The sequence below is a fragment of the Nocardiopsis eucommiae genome (genome assembly GCF_965344335.1).
Lineage (GTDB): Bacteria > Actinomycetota > Actinomycetes > Streptosporangiales > Streptosporangiaceae > Nocardiopsis > Nocardiopsis eucommiae.
This window is the reverse complement of sequence record NZ_CBDRIY010000014.1, coordinates 138,164-146,907: the sequence shown is the minus strand read 5'-3', so window position 1 is coordinate 146,907 and position 8,744 is coordinate 138,164. Positions and strand designations below refer to the sequence as shown.

At 71.2% G+C, this 8,744-nt stretch carries 8 protein-coding genes; 3 read left to right on the top strand and 5 right to left on the bottom strand.

Going from position 1 to position 8,744, the window contains the following annotated elements:
• Together ACRWK8_RS11635 and ACRWK8_RS11630 are read right to left on the bottom strand one after the other, a co-directional pair.
• The coding region (locus tag ACRWK8_RS11635) for a calcium:cation antiporter (RefSeq protein ID WP_431870179.1) at positions 1–1,159 on the bottom strand (1,159 nt) is incomplete at its 3' end.
• Positions 1,160–1,500: 341 nt separating this feature from the next.
• Positions 1,501–1,650: a hypothetical protein gene (locus ACRWK8_RS11630; RefSeq protein ID WP_431870177.1), complete on the bottom strand. Its 150-nt coding sequence runs from the start codon at positions 1,648–1,650 to the stop codon at positions 1,501–1,503.
• A 369-nt stretch (positions 1,651–2,019) separates the two neighbouring features.
• Here ACRWK8_RS11630 and ACRWK8_RS11625 point away from each other — a divergent pair, with 369 nt between their 5' ends.
• From ACRWK8_RS11625 to ACRWK8_RS11615, 3 genes are all read left to right on the top strand, one after another.
• Positions 2,020–2,895 carry an aldo/keto reductase gene (locus ACRWK8_RS11625; protein WP_431870175.1) on the top strand — a complete coding sequence of 292 codons (876 nt, stop codon included), beginning with the start codon at positions 2,020–2,022 and terminating at the stop codon, positions 2,893–2,895.
• Between the two features lie 135 nt (positions 2,896–3,030).
• Positions 3,031–4,302 (top strand): MFS transporter, encoded by a 1,272-nt coding sequence (locus tag ACRWK8_RS11620; RefSeq protein WP_431870173.1) that lies wholly within the window; start codon positions 3,031–3,033, stop codon positions 4,300–4,302.
• Positions 4,303–4,649: 347 nt separating this feature from the next.
• Complete coding sequence (locus tag ACRWK8_RS11615; RefSeq protein WP_378745854.1) at positions 4,650–5,570, top strand: ketopantoate reductase family protein; 921 nt, start codon at positions 4,650–4,652, stop codon at positions 5,568–5,570.
• A 39-nt stretch (positions 5,571–5,609) separates the two neighbouring features.
• Here the strand turns inward: ACRWK8_RS11615 and ACRWK8_RS11610 are convergent, their stop codons facing one another.
• The 3 genes from ACRWK8_RS11610 to ACRWK8_RS11600 are packed head-to-tail and all read right to left on the bottom strand — an operon-like array spanning position 5,610 to position 8,733.
• A complete protein-coding gene (locus ACRWK8_RS11610) occupies positions 5,610–6,479 on the bottom strand; it encodes a carbohydrate ABC transporter permease (protein WP_378745862.1) in 870 nt (289 codons plus the stop codon).
• Positions 6,476–7,474 (bottom strand): carbohydrate ABC transporter permease, encoded by a 999-nt coding sequence (locus ACRWK8_RS11605; protein ID WP_431870170.1) that lies wholly within the window; start codon positions 7,472–7,474, stop codon positions 6,476–6,478. The genes ACRWK8_RS11610 and ACRWK8_RS11605 overlap by 4 nt, the downstream gene beginning before the upstream one ends.
• Entirely contained in the window at positions 7,471–8,733 is a 1,263-nt protein-coding gene (locus tag ACRWK8_RS11600; protein ID WP_378745891.1) for an ABC transporter substrate-binding protein, read from the bottom strand. The genes ACRWK8_RS11605 and ACRWK8_RS11600 overlap by 4 nt, the downstream gene beginning before the upstream one ends.
• Positions 8,734–8,744: the final 11 nt, after the last annotated feature.

Below are 8,744 nucleotides of genomic sequence, written 5' to 3'. Positions count from 1 at the left end.
ACACGGTCATGCCGTAGAGCACGAAGACCATGAGGTGCGCGGCACCGTGCAGGGCCGTCACGCGCTTCCCCGAGAAGGTCGTCACGGTCAGCAGCAGCGTGACGCCGAGCAGCACCAGGTTGGTCGGGTCCTCCGCGAGGACGACGGTCTGCCCGGTGAGGAGCCCGATCGTGAGGACCGCGGGGATCGTGAGTCCGACGGTGGACACGAGCGCCCCGTGGCAGAGGTTGCTCACGCGCTGGATCTCGCCGCCGAGCGCGGCGCGGATCGCGGTCAGGGTCTCGGGCAGGAACACGATCATCGCGATGAGGATGCCGGAGAGCGCGATAGGGGCGCCCGCGCGGTCGAGGCCGTCGTCAAGGAGGCTGGCCATGTCGTGGGACAGCAACACGATCGGGATCACGGTCAGCACGAGCACGAGCGCGCGGGCGACCACCTCGGCCCGGTGTTCCGAGATGACGGCGAGGACCGAGGTGCGCTCCGGCTCCACTTCCCGGGTTCCCGTCTCCCCGGCCAGCGGGGCGCCCGTCACGGAGACGACTTCCTTGAAGTCGTCGCGCTGGGCCCCCATCTGCCGCGCGAGGAAGGCGACGTAGAGGATCACCGTGAGGATGATGATCGGGATCTCCTGCCCGGCCGTGTAGGCGCCGCCCTCACCGATGAGGCCGGGCAGCGCGAACGCGACGGTGCCGAGCACCACGAGCAGCGACAGGTAGGTGGAGACTCCGGTGCTGTTGGCGCGGACGTCCCTGTGGCGCAGCCCGCCGAGGAGCAGGGACACCCCGACGACGAGGTTGAGGATGATCATCGACACGGCCATCACGGAGTCACGCGCGATCGTGGTGTGCTCACCGGGACCGAGCATGACGGCGGAGATGAGGATGACCTCGATCAGCACGATCGAGAGGGTGAGGACGAGTGTGCCGTAGGGGTCGCCGAGCCGGTGGGCCAGGTGCTCGGCCTCGACGACGACGCCGAAGGCGCACACCACGATGACGGCGACGATGGCGCCCAGGACCGCGACCAGCGCCGGGGTCGGCAGGTGCGCGGCCAGGTACGGCTGGGCGACGAGGGTCACGAGGAACGCGCCCCAGCCCAGGACCAGTCGGATAATCGCCGCGGGCGTCAGGACGCCGCGGAGCATGTGCTGAGTTCGCACGGGTGGGTACCCGATTCTGCTGGGCCGTCCCTGCTCGTGTGCTCGTCCGGCGGGCCGTCCCGTCGGGATCCTTCCTCCCGCACTTTATCGTTCCGCATGAGCGGTTCGCCGGGGGGAGGCACCAGTGCGACGGGACTCACCCGGGCCTTCGACGGTGGCGACACGGAGCAGCGCGACGGCGGGGTGCGGGTGTCGGATCGGTGTCTGGACGCGGGGTCACCGTGGAGCGGCCGGACCGTCGGCGCCGGGTTCCGCCCCCCTCCCGGTTTCGAGGAAGGTCGGCGCCGCCGTGACGCTCGTCGGGCACCGGGAACGGTCGGTCGCTTCAGTCATGCCACCGACTATTCCACGTCCCCCGTCCGGGGTCCCGCTTCGCGCGACGGCCCGGCGCGCTGGGACCCGAAACGCGCGAGCACCGTGCGCGCCGTCTCCGGCCTGACCTCCCCGGCCTGGGCGAAGAGCGCGAAGTCCGCGGAATGTTCCTCGATCAACGCCTTCTTCTCCGCCGCCTCCGCGTCGCGCCAGACCTCCCGGCGAGGCGTCCTCCTTTCAGGCCACGTCGGCCGTCACCACCACGACATTCTTTGAAATAGCGGCCCGAATTGGTCAATGGCCGATAACACATGATGCAGAACTACCTAGCGGCATTCGATGGCGGCGCGGACGCCGACGAGCATCGAGAGGTGTATCCGGCGCCCTCCCGATGCCGGGTCCTCCCCCCATGCACCCGGGCGACACACCGACCCCCGTCCACGGGCGGGGGTCCCCGCCTTCCTTCGACATCATGAACGGGCCGACCCTCACGGAGAGTGCCGAGGCGGACACCGAACCTCGATCCGACGACCGAAGGAAGCACGCACATGAACCTGACCCTGAACAACGGCGTGGAGATGCCCGCGCTGGGCTTCGGTGTCTACCAGAACCCGCCCGAGGAGACCGCCGACTCCGTCGCCGAGGCCCTCCAGGTCGGGTACCGGCTCATCGACACCGCGGCCGCGTACTTCAACGAGCGCGAGGTCGGTGAGGGCATCCGCCGCTCGGGGCTGGACCGGTCCGAGGTGTTCGTCGAGACGAAGGTCTGGATCAGTGACTACGGCTACGACCAGACCCTGCACGCCTTCGACAAGAGCGCGGGCAAGCTCGGTGTGGAGCGGATCGACCTCCTCCTGCTCCACCAGCCCGTCCCGTCGCGGTTCGACCTGACCGTCGAGGCCTACAGGGCGCTGGAGACCCTCCTCGACGACGGGCGCGTCCGGGCGGTCGGCGTCAGCAACTTCACGCCCGAGACCCTGGCCGACCTGCTGGAACGGACCGACATCGTCCCCGCGGTGAACCAGATCGAGGTGCACCCCTACTTCACCCAGCCCGTCGCCCGGAGGGCCAACACCGACCAGGGCGTCCTGACGCAGGCCTGGTCACCGATCGGCGGCATCACCAGCTACCGGGGCCATGGTGAGCGGTCCACCTTCGACGACCCCCTGATCCGGGAGATCGCGGCGGCCCACGAGCGCACACCCGCCCAGGTCATGCTCCGCTGGCACCTGCAGGAGGGCCGGTCCGCCATCCCGAAGTCGGTCAGGGCCGAACGGATCGCCGCGAACTTCGACGTGTTCGACTTCGAGCTCACGACCGACCAGCTCACCGCGATCGACGCCCTCGACACCGGTGTCCGGCGAGGCCCCGACCCCGGTTCGATCACGCCCGAGGCCTTCGGACGCGACATCCCCGAGGCCTGAACCCGGACGGCCGCGGTGCCGGTGACACGACCCTCGCCGTGGTCGCGCCCCCGGCACCGGGAGCCGACGGCCCGTCGCCGAGGAGACTCCCGGCCGCGCCCTCGGCTTTAGGGAAACAGATGTTACCCTTATTCCATGCCTGGTTCCCGCCTCCCTCCCCCGTGGCTCCTCCCCCTGGTGCTGTCCGCGTTCGCGGTCCAGACGGACGACTTCGTGATCATCGGCGTGCTCCCGGCGATCGCCTCCGCCATGTCGGTGTCGGAGGCGGCCGCCGGTCAGCTCGTGACCGTGTACTCCCTCGTCTACGCGCTCGCCGCCCCCCTGTGGGCGGTCCTGTTCGCCCGGGTCCCCCAGCGGAGGGCCCTGCTCTGCGCCCTGGCGGTGTTCGCCGCCGCCAACGTCGCCGCTCCCCTGGCCGACGGTTACCTGACGCTGACGGCCCTGCGGGTGCTGGCCGCGCTCGCGGCGGCGGTGGTCCTGCCCACCGCCCTGGCGCTCGCGAGCACCCTCGCCCCGCCGGAGCGCCGGGGCCGCCACCTGGCGGCCGTCATGACCGGCCTGACCGGCGCCGTGCTGCTCGGCGTCCCCCTCGGGACGTGGATCGGTTCCCTGTGGGGCTGGCCGGCGACCTTCGCGTTCTGCGGGGTGCTGGGCCTGGTCGCACTGGCCCTGGCCGCCCGCACCCTGCCCGGCGGCCTCGTCGAAGAGGAGCACCGCACCCTGTCCGACCTGGTGCGGCCCCTGGTGGACCGGACCGTGGCGGCCGTCCTCGTCATCACCGTCCTGACCGTGGCCGGGAACCTCGCCTTCCAGACCTACGTCGCGGTGGTCCTGGCCGGGCTCTCCGGCGTCACCCCCGTCGTCCTGGGCGTGCTGCTCGTGTGCTCCGGGATCGGCGGGCTGCTGGGAGCACAGGCCTCCGGTCACCTCGTGGACCGCTTCGGGCCGCTGCGCACCCTCCGGGGCTCCGTCACGCTCTTCTGCCTGACGATGTCCGCGCTGGCCCTGCTGTGGTCGACCGCTCCGGTTCCGCTGTGGGCGGTGGTGCCCCTGCTGGTGGTCTGGTCGGCTGCCGCGTGGGCCGTACCACCAAGCCTCCAGACACTCATGCTCGACCGCGCGGGCACGCGCGCGGCTTCGCGGGCTGTGGCGGTGCACAGCGCTTCGGTGTACGTCGGGGCCGCGCTGGGCGGCGTCCTCGGCGGTGCGGCGGTCGCCGCGTCCCCCGGACTCGTCCCGGTGGTGGCGGCGGTGCTCGCCGGGCTCGGGCTCCTGTTCGTCCCGGGACGGCGGTGGTCCCCCACCCGGGATCGTCCTCGTACCGGCGGGGCGGGAGGCGGGCGACCGCCTCACCCGCGCCGAGCGCGCCGTCCCGGAACTGGTCGACACCGCGACGGAGATCGGTGAGCGCAGTCCCCCGACACCTGCACGCGGCGGTGTCGCGCACGTCACCGACCGCACGCGGGCCAGCCCCTCGTCGGGGTCATTCCGCCCCCCAGGAACGCGTCACGCAGGTGGCGCGTGTGGTGCGAGATCCGCCGGACTCCCGGCGACTCCGCGCTCCACTGCCGCACGTGCGGACGCGGGTCCACGTCCACCAGGCCCACCCGGCGCATCGCCTCGGGCGCCGCTCCCCTCCATGGCGCAGTCACCAAGACCCGAACCGAACGCGCGCGAGAAGCCCCCCGACCTTGCCAGCCCCCTCCCGGAGCCGTACGTTTTGCGATGATCACGAACTATCGGGTGGGAGAGGCATGAAAATCCTTGTCGTGGGTGCGGGAGCGGTCGGCGGCTACTTCGGCGGGAGGCTCGTCCAGGCCGGTCGCGACGTCGACTTCCTGGTCCGGCCCGCCCGCGCCGCGCTCCTGGCGGAGCACGGTCTGAACATCACCTCCGTGGAGGGGCACACCGAGAACACCACCGTCCGTCCGGTCACGAAGGACCAGCTCACCGACGCCTACGACCTGATCCTGCTCTCGGTCAAGTCCTACGGCCTCGAGGACGCGGTCGAGGACCTGGCCCCGGCGGTGGGCCCAGGGACGGTGGTGGTCCCCTTCCTCAACGGCATGCGCCACCTGGACGTCCTGGTGGAGCGGTTCGGCGAGGACCACGTGTACGGCGGGGTGTGCATGGTGATGACCCGCCTGGACGAGGCGGGCGGCATCGTGGAGGTCGGGAAGATGGGCGAGCTGGTCTACGGCCCGCTCTCCGACTCCCCCGTGGTGGACCTGGACCGGGTCCACGGCGCCCTCGAGGAGGCCGGGTTCACCGCCCGCCCCACCAAGGAGATCCGCCAGGAGATGTGGGACAAGTGGGTCTTCCTGGCCAGTCTGGGCGCGGTCACCTGCCTGATGCGCGCCCCCATCGGCAGGGTGAACCGCGCCCCGGGCGGTTCCGAGTTCAGCGCGGGGATGTTCGCCGAGGCGATCGCCGTGGCCACCGCCGCCGGGTACCCGCCCAGCGACCGGATCCGGGGATTCGCCGACAGGGTCATCTCCGACACCGAACGCGACACCTCCACGTCCATGTACTGGGACCTGACCCACGACAACCCGGTGGAGGGCGACCACATCGTCGGGGACCTGGTCGCCCGGGGCCGCGAGCTCGGCGTGCCCACCCCGCTGTTCTCCCTGGCCCACACGCACCTGAGCGTCTACTCGGCCGCACGGGGCTGAGGGGGTGGCCGCCGGGGGCGTGCCCCGGCGGCCACGGGGTCACCCCTTGAGGGCACCCGCCATGAGGCCGCGCATGAAGTACCGCCCCAACACCAGGTAGATCAGGAGCGTCGGCAGCGAGGCCAGCACCGCCGCCGCCATCTGCTGGTTGTAGGGCACCACCATGGACCCGGCCACGTTGTTCAGCTGCACCGTCACCGGCCAGCTGTTGGGCCCGGTCAGGAACACCGCGAAGAGGAAGTCGTTCCACGCGGAGGTGAACTGCCAGATCAGCGTGACCGCGAACGCGGGCGCCGACACCGGCAGCACCACGTGGGCGTACGTGCGGAGCAGACCGGCGCCGTCCACCCGCGCCGCCTCGATGAGGGACCCCGGGATGCTGGCGTAGTAGTTGCGGAAGATGAGCGTGCAGATCGGGATCCCGTACACCGTGTGCGCCAGGATGAGCGGGAACAGCCCGCCCATGAGACCGCCGTTCACCAGCATCTGCTGGAGGGGGATCATGACCGCCTGGTAGGGGATGAACATCCCGAACAGGAACAGCGTGAACACCGTGTCCGCCCCGGGGAAGCGCCACCGCGCCAGCACGTAGCCGTTCATGGAGCCGAGCACGGCGGAGATGACCGCGCTCGGCACGGCCATGCGCACGCTGTTCCACAGTCCGGGGGCCAGCGCGGACCAGGCCGTGGACCACCCCTCCAGACTCCACTCGCGCGGGAGCAGCCACGCCCGGGCCGCGGTGGCCTCCGAGAAGGGTTTGAACCCGGTCACCGCCAGCACGTACATCGGCAGCAGGAACAGCGCCGCCAGGACCAGCAGGACGGTGAACCGGACCGCCCGCCCGCGCGGGCTGCTTCCGGCGCCCACGCCCGAGGGGGCGTTCACCCGTCCGGGTGCGCTCTGGGTCATCGGCCCTCGCTCCGTTCCTTGCGCACGGTCCAGACCAGGTAGGGGATCACGAACACCGCCACGGCGAGCAGCAGGTAGGACGCGATGGTGGCCCCCTTGGCCGGGTCGCGGACCTCGAAGACCATCGCCCACATGTACACGGCGGGGACGTCCGCGACGATCTGCTGCCCCGCCACGGCGATGATCAGGTCGAACACCTTCAGCGACATGTGGCCCAGGATGATGACGGCGCTCAGGGTGACCGGGCGCAGCTGCGGCATGACCACCCGCCAGTACACGCCCCACTCCGAGCACCCGTCCACCCGGGCCGCCTCGCGCAGTTCCTCGGGCACCCCGCGGAACCCGGCCAGGAACAGCGCCATGACGTACCCGGCCAGCTGCCAGACGGCGGGCAGCGCCATCGCCGCCATGCCGAGGTCGGGCGCGGTCCACCAGTCGTTGACCAGGAAGTCCAGGTTGAGGTGGACGAACAGGGCGTTGAGCCCGGTGGCGCGCTCGGCCGGCGCCGGGTTCATCAGCCACCGCCACACGACGCCGGTGGCGATGAAGGACACGGCCATCGGGGCGAGGAAGAGGGTCCGGAACACCGCCTCGCCCCGGATGCCCTTGTCCAGCAGCAGGCCCAGGAGCCAGCCGAGGAACAGCGCGCCGCCGACGAACACCACGGTGAACACCACCGCGTTGGTCACGGCGGCGGGCCATCGGGCCTCCTGCCACAGCTGGACGAAGTTGGTCAGCCCCACGAAGGAGCCGTCCTGGATCGGGGCGTGCTTGTCGCTCAGGGCCAGCTGGGTGTTCCAGCCGATCATGCCGTAGACGAACACGCCGATGAGCAGGATCGACGGGGAGACCAGCAGCAGGCCGGGGAGCCACGTGCGGGCCCTGGTCGCCGCCCGGCGGAACCGACCCGGGCGCGCGCGGAGTCCCGTGACGGGACGTTTCGGGTGGCCGGGGCCGCCGTGAGCGGCGGCCCCGGAATCGGTGGACGCGCTCATTCGGACTGCGCGGCCTCGTGCAGGGCCGCGTTGAGCGCTTCCAGGTCCTCGTTCTGGAGGTAGAGGCCGACGGCGGTGTCGATGTCGTTCTTCCAGCGGTTGCCCACGGTCACGCCGTGCCAGAACGACCCCGCCAGCTCCGGCCCCGCCTGCCACTCGGCCAGGGCGGACTCCAGGTAGGGACTGTCCGCGTACCGGGCCGGGTCCGCGTCGGAACGCGCCGGGATGGAGCCCTTGAGGGGGTTGAACAGGTCCTGGCCCTCCTGGCTGGCGACCAGTGCGAGCCAGGCGCGGGCGTTCTCCTCGTTGGGGGCGCCCGCCGGGAGGGTGAAGCTGTCCGACAGCCACATGTAGGTGCCGTCCGTCCCGGGAGAGGGCGCCCAGTCGTAGTCCTCCTGGGGGAGCGCTCCCAGTTCGTCGAAGTACCCGGCGGCCCAGTCACCCATGATGTTGAAGGCGGCCTCGCCCTCGGAGACCCGGCGTGAGGCCTCCTGCCAGTCCTCTGCGGCCGACTCCTCCTGCGTGTGGGACATGATCGTCTCGAAGGTCCCGAGTGCCTCGGCGACCTCCGGTGTGTCCCAGTCGGCCCCCGGCTCCCACAGGGCGTTGTAGGCGTCGGTGCCGAGAGACCCCAGCAGCACCGACTCCAGCAGGTGGTCGACGGTCCACTGGGCGCCCACCGCCATGGGGATCGCGTCGGTCTCGGCGTCCACGGCCTCCAACGCCTCGACCAGCTCGTCCAGGGTCTCCGGGGGCCCGTCCACCCCGGCCTCCTCCAACAGCCCGGGGTTGAACCACATCACGTTGGACCGGTGGATGTTCACCGGGACCGAGTAGACGCTGTCCTCGTAGGAGATCTGTTCGACCAGCTGGTCGGGGTAGGCCTCGCGCAGCCCCTGCTCGTCGAAGAAGTCGTCCAGCGGAGCCAGGTAACCCGCCTCCACGTAGTCCTGGAGGGAGGCCCCCGCGTGTCCCTGGAAGGAGTCCGGCGGGTCCTGGCTCTGGAGCCGACCCTCCAGCACGGCCTGGGCGTTGGTACCCGACCCCCCGGCCACGGCGGCGTTGACGAACTCGATCCCCTCGTTCTGCTCCTCGAAGCGTTCGATGAGGGCGTTCAGTCCGGCCTCCTCGCCGCCCCCGGTCCACCAGGAGAACACCTCGACCTGGTCTCCGGCGCCGCCTCCGCCGCCCCCGCACGCCGTGGCCGTGAGCGTCAGCCCCAGTCCCGCGGCCGCGATCGACCACCGCCGTGAACGCATACGCATACCTC

Bases quoted from the DNA above. Each gene is read 5' to 3' on its own strand.
- ACRWK8_RS11625 (WP_431870175.1), top strand. From the start codon at position 2,020: ATGAACCTGACCCTGAACAACGGCGTGGAGATGCCCGCGCTGGGCTTC.
- ACRWK8_RS11605 (WP_431870170.1), bottom strand. From the start codon at position 7,474: ATGAGCGCGTCCACCGATTCCGGGGCCGCCGCTCACGGCGGCCCCGGC.
- ACRWK8_RS11610 (WP_378745862.1), bottom strand. From the start codon at position 6,479: ATGACCCAGAGCGCACCCGGACGGGTGAACGCCCCCTCGGGCGTGGGC.
- ACRWK8_RS11620 (WP_431870173.1), top strand. From the start codon at position 3,031: ATGCCTGGTTCCCGCCTCCCTCCCCCGTGGCTCCTCCCCCTGGTGCTG.
- ACRWK8_RS11600 (WP_378745891.1), bottom strand. From the start codon at position 8,733: ATGCGTTCACGGCGGTGGTCGATCGCGGCCGCGGGACTGGGGCTGACG.
- ACRWK8_RS11615 (WP_378745854.1), top strand. From the start codon at position 4,650: ATGAAAATCCTTGTCGTGGGTGCGGGAGCGGTCGGCGGCTACTTCGGC.